At 56.3% G+C, this 19010-nt stretch carries 17 protein-coding genes and 1 pseudogene; 13 read left to right on the top strand and 5 right to left on the bottom strand.

The window, feature by feature from the left end; all coding sequences use genetic code 11:
- Nucleotides 1–5 precede the first annotated feature (5 nt).
- A complete protein-coding gene (gene gabD / locus AABM52_RS19760) occupies nucleotides 6–1454 on the top strand; it encodes an NADP-dependent succinate-semialdehyde dehydrogenase (protein ID WP_056723348.1) in 1449 nt (482 codons plus the stop codon).
- A 100-nt stretch (nucleotides 1455–1554) separates the two neighbouring features.
- Entirely contained in the window at nucleotides 1555–2976 is a 1422-nt protein-coding gene (locus AABM52_RS19755) for an aspartate aminotransferase family protein (protein ID WP_056723346.1), read from the top strand.
- Nucleotides 2977–3701: 725 nt separating this feature from the next.
- On the opposite strand, the gene AABM52_RS19750 is transcribed toward AABM52_RS19755, so the two are convergent.
- The gene (locus AABM52_RS19750) at nucleotides 3702–4445 is read right to left on the bottom strand and encodes a histidine kinase (RefSeq protein ID WP_347907525.1); all 744 of its coding nucleotides are present in this window, start codon (nucleotides 4443–4445) and stop codon (nucleotides 3702–3704) included.
- Between the two features lie 108 nt (nucleotides 4446–4553).
- Nucleotides 4554–5285, bottom strand: a complete 732-nt coding sequence (locus AABM52_RS19745) for a FadR/GntR family transcriptional regulator (RefSeq protein WP_056723343.1) — start codon at nucleotides 5283–5285, stop codon at nucleotides 4554–4556.
- A 279-nt stretch (nucleotides 5286–5564) separates the two neighbouring features.
- Here AABM52_RS19745 and AABM52_RS19740 point away from each other — a divergent pair, with 279 nt between their 5' ends.
- The 3 genes from AABM52_RS19740 (at nucleotide 5565) to AABM52_RS19730 (ending at nucleotide 9176) form a co-directional block, all read left to right on the top strand.
- The gene (locus AABM52_RS19740) at nucleotides 5565–7058 is read left to right on the top strand and encodes an aldehyde dehydrogenase (RefSeq protein WP_056723341.1); all 1494 of its coding nucleotides are present in this window, start codon (nucleotides 5565–5567) and stop codon (nucleotides 7056–7058) included.
- 87 nt (nucleotides 7059–7145) lie between these two features.
- Nucleotides 7146–8624 (top strand): APC family permease, encoded by a 1479-nt coding sequence (locus tag AABM52_RS19735; RefSeq protein WP_056723338.1) that lies wholly within the window; start codon nucleotides 7146–7148, stop codon nucleotides 8622–8624.
- Nucleotides 8625–8690: 66 nt separating this feature from the next.
- Complete coding sequence (locus AABM52_RS19730; protein ID WP_056723429.1) at nucleotides 8691–9176, top strand: ester cyclase; 486 nt, start codon at nucleotides 8691–8693, stop codon at nucleotides 9174–9176.
- Between the two features lie 123 nt (nucleotides 9177–9299).
- Here AABM52_RS19730 and AABM52_RS19725 read toward each other — a convergent pair.
- The 3 genes and pseudogenes from AABM52_RS19725 to AABM52_RS19715 all read right to left on the bottom strand — a co-directional run.
- A pseudogene (locus tag AABM52_RS19725) lies at nucleotides 9300–9470 on the bottom strand (ATP-binding protein); the annotation flags it as partial.
- Nucleotides 9471–9734: 264 nt separating this feature from the next.
- The gene (locus tag AABM52_RS19720) at nucleotides 9735–10211 is read right to left on the bottom strand and encodes a thioesterase family protein (RefSeq protein WP_056723333.1); all 477 of its coding nucleotides are present in this window, start codon (nucleotides 10209–10211) and stop codon (nucleotides 9735–9737) included.
- Between the two features lie 30 nt (nucleotides 10212–10241).
- Complete coding sequence (locus AABM52_RS19715) at nucleotides 10242–11183, bottom strand: LysR family transcriptional regulator (RefSeq protein ID WP_082562923.1); 942 nt, start codon at nucleotides 11181–11183, stop codon at nucleotides 10242–10244.
- A 159-nt stretch (nucleotides 11184–11342) separates the two neighbouring features.
- Here AABM52_RS19715 and AABM52_RS19710 point away from each other — a divergent pair, with 159 nt between their 5' ends.
- The 8 genes from AABM52_RS19710 to AABM52_RS19675 all read left to right on the top strand — a co-directional run bounded on the left by AABM52_RS19710 (nucleotide 11343) and on the right by AABM52_RS19675 (nucleotide 18976).
- The gene (locus AABM52_RS19710) at nucleotides 11343–12509 is read left to right on the top strand and encodes a hypothetical protein (RefSeq protein ID WP_056723426.1); all 1167 of its coding nucleotides are present in this window, start codon (nucleotides 11343–11345) and stop codon (nucleotides 12507–12509) included.
- Between the two features lie 12 nt (nucleotides 12510–12521).
- A complete protein-coding gene (locus AABM52_RS19705; protein WP_056723331.1) occupies nucleotides 12522–12923 on the top strand; it encodes a Zn-ribbon domain-containing OB-fold protein in 402 nt (133 codons plus the stop codon).
- Nucleotides 12920–13375: a MaoC/PaaZ C-terminal domain-containing protein gene (locus AABM52_RS19700; RefSeq protein WP_056723330.1), complete on the top strand. Its 456-nt coding sequence runs from the start codon at nucleotides 12920–12922 to the stop codon at nucleotides 13373–13375. The genes AABM52_RS19705 and AABM52_RS19700 overlap by 4 nt, the downstream gene beginning before the upstream one ends.
- Complete coding sequence (locus tag AABM52_RS19695; RefSeq protein WP_201783879.1) at nucleotides 13372–14121, top strand: SDR family oxidoreductase; 750 nt, start codon at nucleotides 13372–13374, stop codon at nucleotides 14119–14121. Before AABM52_RS19700 ends, AABM52_RS19695 begins: the two co-directional genes overlap by 4 nt.
- Nucleotides 14122–14183: 62 nt before the next feature.
- Nucleotides 14184–15221 carry an extracellular solute-binding protein gene (locus tag AABM52_RS19690; RefSeq protein WP_218497864.1) on the top strand — a complete coding sequence of 346 codons (1038 nt, stop codon included), beginning with the start codon at nucleotides 14184–14186 and terminating at the stop codon, nucleotides 15219–15221.
- Between the two features lie 58 nt (nucleotides 15222–15279).
- Complete coding sequence (locus AABM52_RS19685; RefSeq protein WP_056723326.1) at nucleotides 15280–17037, top strand: iron ABC transporter permease; 1758 nt, start codon at nucleotides 15280–15282, stop codon at nucleotides 17035–17037.
- Nucleotides 17034–18113 carry an ABC transporter ATP-binding protein gene (locus AABM52_RS19680; RefSeq protein ID WP_218497865.1) on the top strand — a complete coding sequence of 360 codons (1080 nt, stop codon included), beginning with the start codon at nucleotides 17034–17036 and terminating at the stop codon, nucleotides 18111–18113. Before AABM52_RS19685 ends, AABM52_RS19680 begins: the two co-directional genes overlap by 4 nt.
- Nucleotides 18114–18178: 65 nt before the next feature.
- A complete protein-coding gene (locus AABM52_RS19675) occupies nucleotides 18179–18976 on the top strand; it encodes an enoyl-CoA hydratase (RefSeq protein ID WP_218497866.1) in 798 nt (265 codons plus the stop codon).
- Nucleotides 18977–19010 lie beyond the last annotated feature (34 nt).

Here is a 19010-nt window from a genome sequence, read left to right as displayed (position 1 = left end):
TTCGCGTGCAACTCAACGATCAGAAACTGTTTCGCCAGCAAGCCTATATCGACGGTGCCTGGGCAGATGCTGACAATGGCCAGACCCTCATGGTCAACAACCCGGCCACTGGTGAAATCATTGGCAGCGTGCCGAAGATGGGGGCGACCGAAACCTGTCGTGCCATTGAAGCCGCTGACAAGGCGCTACCGGCCTGGCGCGCCCTGACCGCCAAGGAGCGCGCCAACAAGCTTCGCAAGTGGTTCGACCTGATGATGGCCAACCAGGAAGACCTGGCCCGCCTGATGACCCTGGAGCAAGGCAAGCCACTAACCGAGTCCCGTGGCGAAATCGCTTATGCCGCTTCCTTTCTGGAGTGGTTCGGCGAAGAGGCCAAGCGCGTATATGGCGACATGATCCCCGGTCACCAGGTCGACAAGCGCCTGATGGTGCTCAAGCAGCCGATCGGTGTCACCGCCGCCATCACTCCGTGGAACTTCCCTTCGGCGATGATCACCCGCAAGGCCGGTCCGGCCCTGGCCGCCGGCTGCACCATGGTCCTCAAGCCGGCCTCGCAAACGCCTTACTCGGCCCTGGCCTTGGCCGAGCTGGCCGAGCGCGCCGGCATTCCGAAAGGCGTGTTCAGCGTGGTCACCGGCAGTGCCGGCGAAGTCGGCAGCGAGCTGACCGGTAACCCGCTCGTGCGCAAGCTGACCTTCACCGGCTCCACCGAAATCGGTCGCCAGCTGATGATCGAGTGCGCCAAGGACATCAAGAAGGTGTCGCTGGAACTGGGCGGCAATGCACCCTTCATCGTCTTCGATGACGCCGACCTGGACGCCGCTATCGAGGGGGCGTTGATCTCGAAGTACCGCAACAACGGCCAGACCTGCGTCTGCGCCAACCGTCTGTATATCCAGGACGGCATCTACGACGCCTTCGTCGAAAAACTCACCGCGGCGGTGGCCAAGCTGAACATCGGTAATGGCCTGGAAAGCGGCATCACCACTGGCCCCCTGATCGATGCCAAAGCCATGGCCAAGGTTCAGGAGCAAATTGAAGACGCTGTGAGCAAAGGCGCTCGCGTGGTTGCCGGCGGCAAGCCGCATGCCCTGGGCGGGACCTTCTTCGAGCCGACCGTGCTGGTTGATGTTCCGCGCAACGCCGCCGTTGCCAAGGAAGAAACTTTCGGTCCGCTGGCACCGCTGTTCCGCTTCAAGGATGAAGCCGATGTGATCGCCATGGCCAACGATACCGAATTCGGTCTGGCGTCCTACTTCTATGCTCGCGACTTGAGCCGGGTGTTCCGTGTGGGCGAAGCACTGGAATACGGCATTGTCGGCGTCAACACCGGGATCATCTCCAACGAAGTCGCGCCGTTCGGTGGCATCAAGGCTTCGGGGCTGGGCCGTGAAGGCTCCAAGTACGGCATTGAGGACTACTTGGAAATCAAATACCTCTGTATCGGCGTGTAATTACGGCGGACATTCATCAAGCGTCAAGTGTGGTGGAAATGAACACCCACCAAAGCCTGTAACAATGCCATATGGCTGTCATTCCCCGGAGTTCCTTAACATGAATCGCTCGAATCTTTCGCTCGCCGAAAAGGATGTTCAGCATCAACTGCACCCCTACACGGATGCGCGACTGCACCAGGAAGTAGGCCCGCTGATTATCGAGCGTGGCGAAGGCGTTTACGTCTATGACAATCAGGGCAAGCGTTATCTTGAAGCGATGTCGGGTCTTTGGAGTGTGGCGCTGGGTTTCAGTAATGAGCGTCTGATCAAGGCGGCAGAGCAACAGCTACGCAAACTGCCCTTTTATCACCTCTTCAGCCACAAGGCTCACACACCCAGTATCGAATTGGCCGAGAAGCTGATCGAACTCGCCCCGGTGCCGATGAGCAAAGTCTTCTTCACTAACTCAGGCTCTGAAGCCAACGACACCGTCGTCAAGATGATCTGGTATCGCAACAATGCCATCGGCAAGCCTGGCAAAAAGAAGTTCATCAGCCGTCATAATGCGTATCACGGCATTACTGCTGTCAGCGCCAGTTTAACCGGGCTGCAGGTGAACCAACGTGGTTTTGACGTGCCGCTGCCGGGCTTCTTTCACGTTGCCTGTCCGCACCACTATCGCAATGCCAAACCTGGCGAGACCGAGGAACAATTTGCTGATCGCCTGGCAACCGAACTCGAAGATGTCATTCTCCGGGAGGGCCCGGAAACCGTAGCCGCTTTTTACGGCGAACCGCTGATGGGGGCGGGCGGCGTGATCGTGCCTCCGCGCACGTATTGGGACAAGGTTCAAGCGGTGTGCCGCAAATATGACGTGCTGGTCGTTGCGGATGAAGTGATTTGCGGCTTTGGTCGTACCGGTAAAATGTTTGGCTGCGAAACCTTCGGCATCAAGCCGGATGTCATGGTGGTTTCCAAGCAACTATCTTCTTCGTATCAACCGATCGCGGCAGTCCTGATCAACGATAAGGTCTTCGAGGGGATCGCCGATCAGAGCCACACCTTCGGTACTCTGGGCCATGGCTTCACCGGCAGCGGCCACCCGGTTGCGACTGCAGTTGCGCTGGAAAACATAAAAATCATCCAGGAAGATCGGCTTATCGAGCGCGCCTGCGAGTTGGGCGAACAACTTCAGGCCGGACTGGCTCAATTTGCTGATCATCCGTTGGTAGGGGAGGTCAGGGGCTGTGGACTGATCGCCGCTGTGGAGCTCGTTGCGGATCGTCGGACAAAGGAGCCGCTGGATACGGTTGGGAAGCTGGGGCGCTACCTGGCGGGACGTGCGCAGGAGTACGGCATGATCACAAGGGCGATGGGAGACTCGATCGCATTCTGTCCACCACTGATATCCACGACAGAAGAAATACAGTTTGTGGTTGATACATTCAGCCGTGCACTCGACGACACTGACCGTTGGTTTGGTCTGGGTGTCAACCAAAGCATGTGGCATCAGTGGGAGGGCTACACACACAACTCCTGATAGCGCGTCTCGGTGTCATGAAGGTGTATCGATCATCGGCGCGGCCCGAGTACTGGTCGCGCCACCATTTTAGTTTCGTGAGTAAAAATGATTCTTCACGGATTACCGGGAAAGGCGCGCTTGATCTTCATGAAAAAGAGCTCGCTGTCCCGGTAGCCGTACACCCTCTGTTTGATAACCATGATTTATATCTTTTTAATTAATCGGTTTGAGTTGACCAACGAATCCGGCTCACAATGTCTCTAGGTCGGCCTGTTGTTCCGGGTGCTGGCTAACCTCCAGGTCAAAAGCTGTATTCATTTCCACTACAGCCGCCTCTATTTGAGTGCGTCCCCTCTAGCTCCAAATTTCGAAAAGTGATCTGACCGCAACGCGGGTTTTAGTCGGGCTCGACAGGCAGGAAACGTGTGGAATGAGGCGTCAAAGTACTTGTTTCAGTCGTTCACGGACTTCGTGAAGAACCCAGTGGCTGTGCGACCCACTGCGGCTCCTTCTAAAGGTTGTGATCTTCCAGTGTCGCGGTGAGAGTGCACAGCTTCGTCAACTCGGTTGAGATGATTTTTGTGCAATTGCCTGATGGAATAGGCGGCTAGAATGGGGGCCACTTTCGGTAGCGGAGTGCATGGCGACCTCCAGCCATCCATGGCAGGAGCTTTCATTCGATAGGACTTTTCCTGATGCGCCTGGGTTTAGATTTGGTTTCTCAAACCAAGATGGAGTCTTGATCAAAACCTTGGGACAGGCCGCTCTACGACTCTCCAATATGACGATGTGTCGATAAGGCTCAGGACGCGACCCTGTTCTTTGTCCAGACTCAGGGTGCCTCGGATCAAATCACCGGCCAGCCAACTCGGTGTGTTAGCCGCCAGCACCCTACCTTCGGCGTTGAGTAACAACGCCTCATTACTGACTCGCATAAGGCTGCGCACGAGCAAGGGCTCCAAGGAGTGCAGAGAAATATCGGCAGCAGCTACACCAATGAAGCGATCTGCGAAAAAAATAGGAACCGAGAACGCAATGATGTACTGCTCCGTGCCGTACAAATCCACAAACGGGCCGTCTATGGAGGGCTGCCGGGTTTGCTGGGGGAGGGTGTACCAAGGCATGTGCAGGTAATCGTAAAAACGTTCGCTACGGCTATTAAAGTTCAGCGTCAGAGGCTTAATTTCTTCTTTTTGGGTTCGGCACCACCATTCCAGATGCATTTCGCGGCCTTCCAGCTCACCAGGAGCGAATACCACGCCGGCACCATGAAACTTGAGGTTTTCCGAGTTCAGGATTTGTCGAATAATCGGCAGCAATGGCTTCAGGTCGCCTTGGCAGGGGCGCTCCTTTTTGCTACACGTATGCTCCCAAATGCTCAATGCCGCGGCGCTCATATCGTTGAGCCCCTTGAATACGTTACTTACGGAAGCATTGATTAACGTGGCACATTGGGACAGCTCGTTTGCTGACATTTCGTTAGCCATGGCTCTACCTCATGACTCAGAGAAGACAATTCGGTGCCTGCAGTCGACGGGGTATGCGACACCGAGCTGCATAGCGAGCGAATAATTCAGCAAGTTTCGTTCCATTCATTAGTCGCCTTCTGCCATTTGTTGTAGTCGTAAGGTGCTTAGGCGGCGAACGCCTCGTGTTACATGTGCTTCTGCCAGTGCGCCGGCCAGATTGGCATCGTTCGCTACGATGGCTTCCAGGATAGCTCTATGCTCCCGCTCGATGGCCTGAGGGTCTGGTTGGCCGGCAAACGGCAGCCATAGCAGTTCCCCAAGCTCCGCCTGCAGACGCGCTTCGCTGTGAGTCAGGCGCACAGACTGTGCTGCCACGGCTATTTCGATATGGAATCTGGCGTCTGCTCGGCGTCGCTCTCGCCGCTCTTGAGCGTTGGCTAGGGCGTCGACAAGGCTGCTCAGTCTTGCATGTTGCTCAGGTCCAGTGCGCTGAGCCGCCAGTCGGGCGGCGGCGCCTGAAATGGCAGCGTGTTCATCGGCGAGGTCACGGAGTTCAAGCGTGCTGAATTCACGTAGTTGATCGAACAGTGACTGATCTGAGGTTTGCGGCGCGGCGCAGATGAAGCTCCCTCCGCTGCGTCCACGCCGGGTTTCGATAACCCCGCGCTCTCGCAAGCCCGCCAGCGCGTCCCTCAGCGTAACCGTGGCAACGCCGAGTTGGGTGGCCAGGGCACTTTCATTGGGGAGCTGTTCGCCTTCTGTGAACAACCCCAGATCGATCATTTCTATCAGGCGACGGGTAACAGACTCCGTTTTACCTTCTTGGTTAAGGCGTATGAGGCTTGAAGTAGGGCTCATGGTTGATTCATTCATGGGCGGCGCCGTTTTACGCCTGTGGCAATAGTCCGATATAGCGTCAAGCGCGTCCGGATGTGTGTTTCTTTTAAAATTCTATTTCATATTTAATATTATTTTTGTACGTGTTTGTGGGGGGATTCTAGAGTTTTAACGCATAAAAAGTCAAAAAAATCACATCGCATTAGCTTTTCCGGGGTTCTCAAGGGTTAAAAGATATGGTTCCATATGTTTAAGGCGATTTGAGATCGCATCCATCCGAACCCAGGAGCAGTTTTAACCATGAGTCAGTTGACCCGATCAGAGTGGGAAGCCAGAGCCAAGGCGCTGAGCATCGAGGGGCGAGCCTTCATCAATGGCAAATATGTGTCGGCCAGCTCAGGTGCAACCTTTGAGTGCATTAGTCCTATCGACGGGCGTGTGCTTGCCTTGGTCGCCAGTTGCGATGCGGCGGATGCGAATTTGGCGGTAGCCAGTGCCCGGTCTGCGTTCGAGTCTGGTGTCTGGTCACGCCAAGCACCTGCAATGCGCAAGGCAGTGATGGTGCGTTTTTCCGAATTGTTGCAGGCCCATTCCGAAGAGCTGGCTCTGCTGGAAACATTGGACATGGGCAAGCCGATTTCCGATTCGCTTTCGGTCGACCTTCCGGGGAGCATTGACAGTATCCGTTGGTGCGGTGAGGCAATAGACAAAATCTACGATGAGGTGGCAGCGACCTCGGTTGATCAGCTCGGGCTGGTTACCCGGGAGCCGGTTGGGGTGGTTGCGACTATCGTGCCGTGGAATTTCCCACTGATGATGGCGTCTTGGAAGTTGGGGCCGGCGCTGGCTGCCGGTAACTCAGTTGTCCTCAAACCCTCGGAGCGTTCTCCGCTGACGGCTATCCGCATCGCACAGCTTGCTCTGGAGGCGGGTCTTCCAGCGGGTGTGCTCAATGTTCTGCCGGGCTATGGCCACACCGTGGGCAAGGCGTTGGCCCTGCACGGTGATGTTGATACTTTGGCGTTTACCGGGTCGACCCAAGTGGCCAAGCAACTACTGGTTTATGCGGGTGAGTCGAATATGAAGCGGGTCTGGCTCGAGGCCGGCGGCAAAAGTCCCAACATAGTATTTGCTGATGCTCCCGATCTGCAGGTGGCGGCCGAAGCAGCAGCGGCAGCCATCGCCTTCAACCAAGGTGAGGTTTGCACTGCCGGTTCACGTTTGCTGGTGCAGGCATCGATCAAAGAGCGTTTTGTACCGATGGTTGTCGAGGCCATGAAGGGCTGGAAGCCGGGGCATCCTCTCGACCCTGATACCAACGTCGGCGCAATGGTTGATGGCCGTCATCTGGATGGGGTGATGCAGTACATCGAAGAAGGTCAAGCGCAAGGTGCGCGGCTCTTGCTCGGGGGGCGCGTTGCACGGGTAGAGGCCGGTGGCAGTTATGTAGAGCCAACCCTGTTCGACAACGTCAGCAACTCGATGAAAATCGCCCGGGAAGAAATATTCGGTCCCGTACTGTCAGTCATCGAATTCGACGAAGCAGAAGATGCTGTACGCATCGCCAATGACACCCCTTACGGTCTGGCCGCAGCTGTCTGGACGTCTGACCTGTCTCGAGCCCACAACATTTCCCGCGCACTTCGTGCAGGCAGTGTTTGGGTCAATCTTTATGACGGCGGTGACATGATGGCGCCGTTCGGCGGCTTTAAACAGTCCGGTAATGGTCGTGACAAATCTCTGCATGCCTTTGATAAGTACACGGAGATTAAGGCCACCTGGATACAACTCTGAGTCAACTATGGTTAATCGCGCAACGGATGGGATGGCACCGTCCGATCAACGCCTATTAAAACAAATTCCTTTTTGAAGGATGTTGCAATGAACAGCTCAATTAGCTCCAAGGTAGCTGTAGATCAAGACGCGGAGCAACTCCGTGCCCTTGGGTACACCTCAAATTTCGAACGTAGTATGAGTCTGTGGCAGAACTTTGCCCTTGGATTCACCTATCTGTCCCCGGTAGTAGGGGTCTACACCTTGTTCGGCCTGTGCTTGGCCGCCGGCGGGCCACCGATGTTCTGGTCCTACCTGCTGGTGGGGTTCGGCCAGATGCTGGTGTGTCTGATTTTTTGCGAAGTGGTATCTCAGTACCCGATTTCCGGCGGCGTCTATCCTTGGGCCCGTCGTCTGGTTGGCAAGAAGTGGGCATGGATGGTCGGGTGGATTTATGCCATCTCCCTATGTGTCACCATTGCCGCCGTCGCGCTGGGGGCTGGCCCCTACATCGCAAACCTTCTAGGTTTCGAGTCGTCGCCGGTAACTAACACGTTGGTCGCGCTATTTTTGACGGCGGTGGCGACGGTCTTGAATCTCAGTGGTACCAAACTATTGGCGCGGGTGGCGATGTTCGGTTTTCTCTGCGAACTAGTCGGGGCTTTGTTTATCGGTGGATACCTGCTGATCTTCGAGCGCCACCAGCCTTTGAGCGTATTGTTCAATACTTTTGATATTTCCATTGATGGGGCCTATTGGCCTGCGTTTCTCACGGCCTCATTGGCGGGGATGTTTCTCTACTACGGCTTTGAAGCTTGCGGCGATGTTGCCGAGGAAACCCCAAATCCTAGCCGCCAGGTTCCAAAGGCGATGCGGATGACTATCTGGATCGGCGGCGCCGCCTCGATCTTTGCGGCCCTGGCGTTGATCCTTGCAGTTCCAGATATGGCTGCGGTCATTTCCGGGCAAGACAAAGACCCGATGTCGACCATATTCGGCAGCGCGTTCGGTCCTGTGGGCTCTCGGGTAGTTATGGCGGTCATTACGGTTTCGTTCGTTTCCTGCGTGCTGAGTTTGCAGGCATCCGCCAGTCGTCTGCTCTATGCCTATGCTCGAGACGAAATGCTCATGGGCAGTAATATGCTGAAAAAACTCTCGCCTACGACACACGTCCCGACCGCAGCTCTGGTGGTGTGTGGCGTGCTGCCTGCGATCATTGTGTGTGTGGGCTTCTACCTTCAGAACGCTATTGCTCTGGTGGTGAGCTTTGCCGCCATCGGTATCTACCTGGCGTTCCAGATGATTGTTGGCGGTGCGCTGTATGCCCGTATCCGTGGGTGGAAACCCAAGGGCCAGTTCACCATGGGACGTTGGGGTTGGATCGTGAACATTGCTGCCCTCTGCTACGGCATGTTCGCGATCATCAATATGTCCTGGCCGCGTACCCCGGATGCGCCTTGGTATTTGAACTACGGCATCGCACTTGTCGGTGCCATCGTCATCCTTGTCGGTGTCCTATACATGACCCTGTTTCGTCCCTATGAAAAGGGCAAGGCCCCAGCTTCGGATGCCTGGAAAAACCGTTAATTGACATCAATGCCTGCCACTAAGCGCGGCAGGCAAACCGATCTTCTGACAATAAGGTTGAAGGCTATGACGTCTCGAATCCACTCACTACTGTTCGGGCTGTTTCTGGTTCTGGCCAGTCATGCAAGTTTTGCGGCAGGCCAAAACGATACCCTCGGCGTGATCCATGACTATATGAAGGCTTGGAATGCCCACAATGCGGATGCGGCGGCCGAGTACTTTTCTGATAACGTTGAGTTTCTCGATGCCTCGGTGGGCACCCCTCAAGTTGGCCGCGAAAACGCCAAGTCCCAAGTAATTCAGGTGTTCATGCAGGCGGTGCCGGATTTGGAATGGAAAATGTTCGGCGAGCCGATTGTCAATGGCGAGAGCATTGCCTTTGAATGGGAGTTCAAGGGCACCAATACCGGCCCCTGGAGTGCCGAGACCCCAGCTACTCAGCGCCCCCTCAGCTTTAAGGGTGTTAGTTTCATACACCTCAAGAACGGCAAAATTCTCACGCAGCATGACTACTACGATGCCCTTGGTTTTAACAAGCAACTGGGCTGGTAACGGCTTATTACAATTTGCAGTACCAGGGGAGGCCTGATTACGCAGTGAGGTCACCCTGGGCAGGGTGCTGTTCGATGCTAGCGATCCGTACTTGTATTTAGTGGCGCGATTTATACCAGATGCACGATGCATGGGGAGTTTGACCATGTTCATCTGATGATTCACAGAGTTTACGGCACGATCTGCTTATTCCTGTTGGAGATGATGTTCCAACAGCCATTTTGACGAAGTGGTCGAGGCTTCTCCTTAGGAAGCCAGTTCCCTTACGCCGCCGAGAAATTCGCTTTCAAGCAATGTTCCTCGCTGGCCTGGGCGGGAACGAAAAAACCTATCTCGCGTTTTTTCGAAGCTAAGTGGCGTATTCGCCATAGCACGCCAAAAACTCGCCGACTTTTCCGAGATTGGGTGCGTCATGATGCGTTTCACGACTCCCTGGATGATGCAACTGAAGCTGATTTCAACGAACAGTTACGCCTGACTTGAGCAGGCTGGTTTGTCGTAAAATATCAGTGTTAAAGATACATGCATTCCACTGGTTTGCTAAGACGTGCAGGGTATCTAATCCGAAGACACCCGGCTCGACAGGTCGAAGTCTTTGGAGGTGTATGCGTCCATCATCCTTTGCAGTCGTTGCCGACCTTCGTCGCCAAATGGGCATACTTTACGGGTGTCGAGATTCACATGCACCGCCGTCTGCCGCATGGTCGCACTGAGATAGTTTTGTTCGTCATGGTAAAGCTCCACCTGAGTGACCAAGCGTTTTTCGTCGAAGCTCAGGGGCGTCAGTTCCACGCGCAGTGGATCTCCCGCGCAGACCTCCCTGAGGTATTTCAGATTGGCCTCAACGGTAAAGAGCCCGCAATTAAGCTCAAGTGTGTACCCTTTACCCAGCCCGAACTGTTCCAGAATGCGATGGCCCAGATCATCGAGAAGCATGACGTAATACGCCATATTCATATGGCCATAGAGGTCAATCCATTCGCTTTTGACCAGCGCTTTCTCGTAAGGTCTGCCATTCGGTAGGGGGATGTTCATTGCCTGGCTCCTCATTTATGAAAAGTACTATTACGGTGCAGAAGCGGAAGTTGGGATCCTGACTGGTGCATAAATGTCGCCTTTTTCCAGTTCGCCGGGGAACACGGAATGCAGCCATTGCCGCAGCCGGACAATGGCTTGATCGTTCCATTTTCGAGTGGGGGCGATGAAGTAATACCCGCCTAGACGAATCGTCATCGGCATCACATCGATGAGCTCGCCAGCGGCAATTTTTTCGTCGGCCAGCAGCTCGCTGACCAGTGCCACACCCTGGCCCATACAGGCCGCTTCGAGCGTGAGGTGACCGTGCCACAGTCGAGGCCCGCGCAACCTGGGAATATCTGTAACACCGGCAATGCTGAACCATTGCGACCAGCGCTGGGTGTTACGCTCATGGATCAATGGCAAACCCAGCAAATCTTCGGCACAGGTCACTTCGGCGAAGCGGTTGCAAAACGCGGGGCTGGCCACTGCACGAATCAAGGGCCGGGCGAAAAGCTCTGCGCACAGTTCCTCGCCGAGATTGAGCTCCTCCAGATAGACAATCTCGGCATCCGCTTCATTGCGACTGAAGTCGGGGCGTGTACTGGTCGGTTCAAGTGTCAGCTCACGACCATTGAGTGCTTCTTCCAATTCGCCCAGTCTTCCCAGCAACCGCCTGGACGCGAGGCCAGCCATACAGCAGACGTGCAGCGCGTCTTCGCCTTGACGCAGATCGCTGCTGGCGTCAGCGATGATGTCCAGCGCCCGTCGAAGCTGTGCCGCGTAGCGCTGGCCTTCACGCGTCATCTCAAGTCCGCGACCTGATTTCTTGACCAGTTTTGTACCAACGGCGACTTCCAGATTCTGTATATGTCGGGAGATAACGGTATGCGAAACCGATAGTTCTTCGGCGCACTGCCGCACGCTTCCACAACGACTGAATCCTTCGAAGGCGCGTACAGCGAGTAGCGGCGGCAGTCGTCTATTCATAGGTACTCCAGGCGTCGAGAGTTAACGACAAACGCAAGTCTTATGCCAAAGAATGGGTGCATTAAATGCACCAATTTGGCGTTTTCTAACTGCTTGTTCGCATGCCTCCCGATGATGGAATTTGTGGGCCACGGCTTTCGATCTTTTCAGGAGTATGCCTTGAACGTTTCCGAACGCGCCGCCATTGTCGGCGCCTATGAGTCACCACGAAGGGATGCGCCCAATGTCCATCCTTTCGCGATCCAGGTGGAATGCATCCAGGCAGCGCTGGCCCAGGCCGGGCTGACGCTCGGAGACGTAGACGGCTTATGTGTGGCTTCCGGCGACTGGGCCGAGGGGGGCGGTGTCAACAGCGTTACCGAAATGGCCGAGTACCTGGGCATTGAGCCGCGCTGGTTCGACAGCACCGACGTGGGGGGTTGTTCCTATCTGGTGCATACCGCACAGGCGGCGGTGGCGATTGCTGCCGGGCTGGCGGATGTCGTGGTTATCAGTTACGCCGCCTCACCGCGCTGGTGGCCGTTGAAGACTCCGTCATTCGACCCTTTCGTCCTTCCGGCGGGGCCTGGTCAATTCGAGTTGCCCTTCGCACCGACGCTCATTTCTACGTATGCGATGTACGCCCAGCGTCATATGCACCTCTATGGCACCACGGTAGAGCAGCTAGCTCAGGTGGCGGTGACATTCCGGCAACACGCGGCTGAAAATCCGGATGCCTTTCTGGGCCGAAAATCGATTACCGTCGAAGACGTGCTCAATTCCTCGATGATCGCTTCACCTTTGCACCGGCTCGATTGCTGCGTCGTGACGGACGGCGGCGGCGCTATCGTGATGACCAGCCGGGAACGAGCCCTTGATTGCCGAGCCCGGCCGGTCTGCGTGAGCGGCTTTGGCATGGCCACACAGCGCACTCAAATCAGCCAGATGTCCCGCGAACTCATCACGCCTGCTGCTCGTACTGGTCCCCGAGCATTTGAAATGGCCGGGTTGACGCCTGGTGATGTCGACGTGGTGCAGCTCTACGATGCCTTTACGATCACGCCGATGTTGGCGCTTGAGGACCTTGGATTCTGTCCTCGGGGCGAAAGCGGGCGGTTCGTGGCGGACGGCCATTTGAGCATCAGTGGCTCTCTGCCCTGCAACACCGACGGTGGTGGACTGGCGTCGAACCATCCGGGCAAGCGCGGTCTGCTGGCTTTGATTGAGGGCGTCCGGCAGTTGCGCGGTGAAGGGCCAGGGGTGCAGGTGAAAGACGCGGAGGTCGCGTTGGTTCATGGGTTGGGCGGAACGTTCTGTGCCGCAGCCACTGTCATTTTGACCGTCTGAGGAGCCAGCGATATGACCACTTTGAGTCCTGTTGTCACCGACGCCATGTCGGCACCCTGGTGGGCCGCTCTTCGGGAAGGACGCTTGCTCGTTCAACGCAACCCTGTGTCCGGTGCATGGCAGTGGTACCCACGGGACCATTGCCTGGACGATCTGGCGATAAAGCCCGAATGGGTGCAAGTCAGCGGGCGCGGCACGCTGTTTACCTATTCGGTTATCCATCGTGGGCACTCACGGCTGGAGACACCTTATGTGTGCGCCCTCGTCGAGCTAGCAGAAGGTCCGCTGATGCTGTCGCAACTTCACGGCATTGCGTTCGACGAGATCACCATCGGTATGGACGTTTCGGTTGCGTTCATCGAAACGGATTCATCCACCTCGTTGCCGGTTTTCCGCCCAAGGAGCCACCCATGAGTTCCACTCAATACTTTGACGACCTGGTAGCCACACAGTCGTTGGTGTCGTCGCGCATCACACTGACAGAAGCGCACATCGTCCTGTTTGCAGGATTGTCTGGGGATTTCAACCCGATTCATATGGATGAGGAATCTGCGCGTCGAGGCCCCTTCGGGCGGCGAATCGCCCATGGCATGTTGGCTCACTCCATGAGTACCGGGCTGCGCTCGAGTGTTGATGACTGGGCAATCATTGCCTTTCTTGAGACCCATCGCCGATTCGTCGCACCGGTTTTCGCGGGTGACACGCTGCATTACGTGGCTGAAATCGAAGACTTGCGCAAAAGCAATTCAAACCCTTCGCGGGGCATTGTCAGAGTCAGGCTGCGCCTGCTCAATCAGAGCGGTGAAGTGGTGCAGGAAGGCGAAGACGTATTTGCGGTCGCATGCCGCACAGGGAGCGAATCATGAACACTCGCTTGGACGGGCATGTCGCGTTGATCACGGGCGGTGCGGGCGGCATTGGCTCGGCTATCTGTCAGCGCCTGGCGCAAGAGGGCGCAGCGGTCATCATTGCCGACCTCGGCCCCGGTGCAGTCGAACTGGCTTGCTCACTGACCTCCCAGGGTTATCAGGCGGCAGCGGTCACTCTCGACGTTTCGAGCCGCGCTAGTTGGACCGCGGTCATGGTTGATCTGCCGCCAGCCTTCAAAGCCGTCGACATTCTGGTGAACGTGGCAGGCATCGTGCGTGATAGAACCTTGATGAAGATGACTGATGAAGACTGGGAAACCGTGATTGACGTCAACCTGCGTGGCTCCTGGATGGGGTGTCAATTCGGGTTGGCGGCCATGGTTGGGCGCGGTTGGGGCAGGATCATCAATATCGCTTCCACTGCGATCCTGGGCACCTACGGTCAATCGAATTATTCATCGGCGAAGGCGGGCGTGGTGGGATTGACTCACACCGTCGCCCTGGAAGCGGCGCGCCACGGTGTATTGGTCAACGCCGTAGCCCCCGGGATCGTAGAGACATCTATTCTCGCGAGTGTTCCAGAGGAGATCAGGGCGCGCTGGATCGCAAGAATGCCACTGGGCCGGCCCGCACAACCTGCAGAAATTGCCTCCGTGGTGGCGTTCCTCGCCTCCGACGACGCCAGTTACATGAGCGGGCAAGTTCTCATTGTCGATGGCGGCGCAACGACAGGCGATTACTGAACCACTGAAACACTGCTTTCCACTCACAATAATCAAGCAGCAACAGGCGAAGGGGCAGCGATATGGTCGAATTTACACGGCGCAGATTTTTGCAAGCGAGTGGCATCGCGGGTGCAGGTTTAGCAGCGGGATTGATTCGTCCCTCGTTCGCTGCCGACGAATCGCTGTACGCAGCTGCGCAGAAAGAAGGTGCACTCAACCTTTACTGGGGGTCCTATGAACAAAGGACCATCGAAGCCATCCGCGACGCGTTCACCCGTCGCTACCCTGGGATCAAGGTCAACCTGCTGCGTCAGGCATCGCAAACCATCTACACCCGATTACGTCTCGAGCTGCAGAATAATGCGCCCAACTGCGACTCGCTGGGCAGTACCAACATACTTCACTACCTGGAGCTGAAAAAGATCGGCGCATTAATGCCCTACAAACCGGCGGGTACGGCGTTTCTGCCGCAGGAATTCCAGGGGCTGGACAAGGACGACACCTTCCAGGTCGGCGCCATTAGCCTGACCAGCCTAAATTATCAGTCAGACAAAGTCACCACAGCACCTGCTTCATGGGAGGCTGCACTGGACGCTCAATGGGCCAACAAGCTGACGGTCGGCAGCCCGTCCTTCTCCGGTGATGTTGCTTCCTGGGTGGTGGCGATCCGTAAAAAGTACGGCGACCATTACCTCAAAGAACTGGCAAAGCTGAACCCCAAGGTCGGCCAATCGAACGTGGATACTGTTACCGACATTCTTTCAGGCGAGCGCCTCGTGGGTCTGGGTGCGCCATTCAGTTATTCGCTGACGCAGAAAGCGGCTGGCAACCCGATAAACGTGGTTACCCCAACCGACGGCACCATCCTCAACCTGGGCTTGAGTGCCATTCCACTGAAAGCTCCGCACCCGAACGCGGCGAAGCTGTTCTCCGACTTTTTGTATGACCCTGAAGTCTCGCAAATCCTGGCGGCCAATTTCTGGCCGACATTGCGCACTGATGTTCCATGGGCCGAGGACCGCAGCCTGTCCCAGATAACCTGGTACCGCAATCCACCTGAAGACCTGGCGGCCGAAGTCGCTGAAGGTATCGCCAAGTGGAAGGACATCATTGGTTGAAACAATACCCGCCAGGCCCTGGCGGCCTGGCGACGGCAGACTCAGGAGTGACCCCTTTATGGGCGTTTTTGCGATAGGCACTTCCTCGGCGACCGTTGGCGCCGAGATTCGACGACACCGACCTTGGGTGCGTTGGACCGTAGTGAGCGTGGTTCTGGCGGCGCTGTTCTTGTTGGTTGCGCAACCGGTCGGCTGGATTCTGTTCAACAGCATGCACGATGACACCACGCAACAATGGACGCTGAACAATTACGTGCGTCTGGTGACTGCCAAAGGCATGCTCCAGCCGATTATCAATTCGATTATTCTGGCGTTTTCAACCGCAGCGATCTCAACGCTGCTGGGTGTTCCGCTGGCCTGGTTGGTGGCGCGTACCAACATGCCCGGCCGGGGACTCATCAGGATGCTCACGTTGGGGGCTTTCGTGACCCCGTCGTTCATCGGTGCACTGGGCTGGATTCTACTTGCGGCACCTAATGCCGGCTGGCTGAATACGTTCTATCGACAAATGTCGGGCAGCGATTTGGCTCTGTTCAACATCTACTCGATGGGTGGCGCGATCTTTGTCTGCGCCATCTATACCGTCCCGTATACCTTCACCATTGTCGCCAGCGCCCTCGATGAAATGGCGGTCGAGCTTGAAGACGCGGCGACGACGCTCGGCGCCAGCGTACTACGCACAATGTTCAGCGTGACCATTCCGATGGTGATGCCTTCGGTCATCGTGGGTTTCATTTTGTCCTTCATTCAGGGGATGACCCTGTTCGGCGTTCCCGCCTTTCTGCTCACGCCCTCAGGAACATCGGTTGTCACCACCAAACTGGCCGAGTTCTATCAGTTGTTCCCGCCCGAGTTGTACATGGCGGCAGCGTATTGCATGCCGCTCCTTTTGCTCACCGGTGGGTTGTTCTGGGTACGCAAAAAAATTCTTGGCCGCAGACGTTTTGTAATGATCGGTGGCAAGAGCCGGGCGGGCCGCAGCATTGATCTGAAAGGGTGGCGCTGGGCCGGGTTGTTGTTCGCGCTGATTGTCCCGGTGACGGCGGTGATCCTGCCTTACTTCGCCTTGATCGTCGTTTCTCTCTGCAAAGCCTGGGGTCAGGGGCCATCGCTGAGCAATCTGACGTTTCACTGGTATCGATGGGCAGTCCTGGAGAACGCTGAAACTCAGGCGGCGATTATCAACTCATTGGCCTATGGCGCCATCGGCGCCAGTCTTTGCGTACTGCTCGGCACTTTGATCGCTTACATCGTCGAGCGCCGCTTGGTTGCGGGAACGACCATCATTGCGGCGTTGACCAATCTACCGATCATCATTCCCGGAATTGTATTGTCGGTGGGCTTCTTCGCAGCCTATACCCAGCCACCCCTAAGTCTTTACGGGACCTCGGCGATCATCATTGCGGCGTTCGTCGCGACGTTCCTGCCTATCGCCTATTCGCATGGCGGGGCAATGCTCAAGGGTATCAGTCCGGACCTGGAGCGGGTCGCCCGGATCCTGGGTGCCAGTGAGTCGAAGACATTCATCAGTATCACAGCTCCGCTGATGAGATCCGGACTGATTTCAGGATGGCTGTTGGTGTTTATCCCAGTGATGCGCGAACTATCAGCTGCGGTGTTCTTGATAACACCCAGCACTAACGTCATGACGACGTTGATTTACAACTACAAGGATGGCGGAAATTACGAGGCGGTGGCTGCCGCTAGCGTATTACTTTTGGTTGTCACCATGGTGGTGGTGGCGATCGCTCAGACGCTCAGCGTGAAGTTGGCGAAACATAAACGTGCCAGTGTTGAACTCGGAGTCGCCCAATGAGCCAGATCCAGATCCGTAATTTGCAAAAAAGCTTCGGCCAGTTCCAGGCGCTAAAAGGTATTGACCTGACTGTGGAGGATGGAACATTGCTGGCGTTGCTTGGTCCATCCGGATGTGGCAAGTCAACCACACTGCAGTTGCTAGCCGGTTTCGAAGCACCGACCGCAGGCGAAATCCGCGTCAATGACCGGGTCATTTCCAGCTCGCAGGGCGTGGTGCCTCCGGAGCGCCGGGATATATCGCTGGTCTTTCAAAACTATGCGGTGTGGCCGCACAAAACCGTGGCGGAGAACGTGGCGTTTGGCTTGCAGATACGCAAGGTGCCGCGTGCTTTGCTGGAAGAAAAGCTCACTAAAACCCTGAAGACTGTGCACCTTGACCACTTGGCTGACCGCTATCCCTCCGAGTTGTCGGGTGGGCAACAGCAACGGGTGGCGCTGGCGCGAGCTCTTATTGTCGAGCCGAGCATTCTATTGCTCGACGAACCGCTGTCGAACCTTGATGCCCACCTTCGGGAAGAAATGCGCTTCGAAATCCGTCGAGTGCATGACTTGCTTGGACTGACGACTGTCTACGTCACTCACGATCAGGGAGAGGCATTGGTGACGGCCAATCAGGTGGCGGTCATGAATGGAGGCAGTGTGCAACAACTGGGTTCGCCGAGAGAGATTTTCGAGCTGCCGGCCAACGCGTTCGTCGCTGCGTTCATTGGCAGCAATAACGTGATCAAGGGCGTGTTAACGGGGGCCGGCACATTGCGCTTTGGAGAGCAATCACTGGTGGGGATGGACCGCAGTGGTGCTGGTCCTGGTGCAGAGATCACCCTGTGTATCCGTCCGTCCAAAGTGCGGATCGTTGGGCCAAATTCAGGCGTGACCAATGTGCTGCCCGGTACGGTGCTGCGCACCGCGTACCTCGGAGAGTACTGCGACGTATTGGTAGACATCGGCGCTGGCCTTTCGATGCGCGCCTTTACGCCCCCCACGGTCGACTATCGGGTGGGGCAGGTCGTACTGCTGCATCTGCCAGAACAGGATTGCCACCTGCTGCAATCCGGGGAACGGGTTAACAGTTAAACCAGCATGGCGGCAGCGGTCGTCGAACTGTGAGCACTTATTAAATGGCCAGACAGGATTCAACTATGAAAATCGAAGAGAGCGCCGAAATTTTTCGGTTACGACGAGGGAGTGTTGAATGGGTCATCTTCAATCGACCTCACGCCTTGAACGCGATGTCGCCTGGAATGGAAGAGGCGTTGACCGGGATTTTTCAAGAGCTGACACTCGATGCATCAGTCAAGGCGCTGGTTCTGACCGGCGCAACGGGCGCGCGCCCCTCCTTCATGGCGGGGGCAGATTTCGGCGCTCTGGAGGATGCGAAAACGACAGCTGAGTTTCTTGAACTCGAAGGTCACAGTGAAACGCTCATCCATTCTCTTGAAGCGCTGACATTTCCAACCGTTGCCGCCATCGCGGGTCCGTGTGTGGGTGGGGGGGCACTTATCGCGGCAGCTTGTGACGTGCGCATCATCAGCCGTTCAGCCAGATTTGGATTTCCCATTGCACGAACGGTTGGCAACTGCCTCAGCGCCCTGAACTATCAGCGTCTTGTCGATTTGTTCGGCACAGCAATGACAAAAGAAATGGTGTTCAGCGCACGTCTGCTGGACGCCTCGGCGCTTATGGCAAGCGGGGCGTTCAGGGAGTTGGTGGACGAAGACGCGTTGGAAGCTGCGGCCGAGCGCGTATCGGAGCATTTGGTGCAGCTTGCGCCACTGACGCTATGGGCCACCAAAACTACGTTGCGGCGACTTCGAGACGCGCAAGTAGCAAGTGTCGAGGATGAGGATGTGTTGTTGCGTTGCTATCACTCTGCTGATTTTCGTGAAGGCGTTGCAGCGTTTCAGCAAAAACGTCCACCAGCGTGGAAAGGGCTTTAGAACAACTTTGCGGTGTAATGAAACACTGATGTTG

It is taken from the genome of Pseudomonas grandcourensis, assembly GCF_039909015.1.
GTDB lineage: Bacteria > Pseudomonadota > Gammaproteobacteria > Pseudomonadales > Pseudomonadaceae > Aquipseudomonas > Aquipseudomonas grandcourensis.
The sequence above is the reverse complement of the archived record's forward strand: the minus strand, read 5'-3'. Positions and strand labels throughout refer to the sequence as shown.

Bases quoted from the DNA above. Each gene is read 5' to 3' on its own strand.
- AABM52_RS19755 (WP_056723346.1), top strand. From the start codon at position 1,555: ATGAATCGCTCGAATCTTTCGCTCGCCGAAAAGGATGTTCAGCATCAA.
- AABM52_RS19750 (WP_347907525.1), bottom strand. From the start codon at position 4,445: ATGGCTAACGAAATGTCAGCAAACGAGCTGTCCCAATGTGCCACGTTA.
- AABM52_RS19745 (WP_056723343.1), bottom strand. From the start codon at position 5,285: ATGAGCCCTACTTCAAGCCTCATACGCCTTAACCAAGAAGGTAAAACG.
- AABM52_RS19740 (WP_056723341.1), top strand. From the start codon at position 5,565: ATGAGTCAGTTGACCCGATCAGAGTGGGAAGCCAGAGCCAAGGCGCTG.
- AABM52_RS19735 (WP_056723338.1), top strand. From the start codon at position 7,146: ATGAACAGCTCAATTAGCTCCAAGGTAGCTGTAGATCAAGACGCGGAG.
- AABM52_RS19730 (WP_056723429.1), top strand. From the start codon at position 8,691: ATGACGTCTCGAATCCACTCACTACTGTTCGGGCTGTTTCTGGTTCTG.
- AABM52_RS19720 (WP_056723333.1), bottom strand. From the start codon at position 10,211: ATGAACATCCCCCTACCGAATGGCAGACCTTACGAGAAAGCGCTGGTC.
- AABM52_RS19715 (WP_082562923.1), bottom strand. From the start codon at position 11,183: ATGAATAGACGACTGCCGCCGCTACTCGCTGTACGCGCCTTCGAAGGA.
- AABM52_RS19705 (WP_056723331.1), top strand. From the start codon at position 12,522: ATGACCACTTTGAGTCCTGTTGTCACCGACGCCATGTCGGCACCCTGG.
- AABM52_RS19700 (WP_056723330.1), top strand. From the start codon at position 12,920: ATGAGTTCCACTCAATACTTTGACGACCTGGTAGCCACACAGTCGTTG.
- AABM52_RS19695 (WP_201783879.1), top strand. From the start codon at position 13,372: ATGAACACTCGCTTGGACGGGCATGTCGCGTTGATCACGGGCGGTGCG.
- AABM52_RS19690 (WP_218497864.1), top strand. From the start codon at position 14,184: ATGGTCGAATTTACACGGCGCAGATTTTTGCAAGCGAGTGGCATCGCG.
- AABM52_RS19685 (WP_056723326.1), top strand. From the start codon at position 15,280: ATGGGCGTTTTTGCGATAGGCACTTCCTCGGCGACCGTTGGCGCCGAG.
- AABM52_RS19680 (WP_218497865.1), top strand. From the start codon at position 17,034: ATGAGCCAGATCCAGATCCGTAATTTGCAAAAAAGCTTCGGCCAGTTC.
- AABM52_RS19675 (WP_218497866.1), top strand. From the start codon at position 18,179: ATGAAAATCGAAGAGAGCGCCGAAATTTTTCGGTTACGACGAGGGAGT.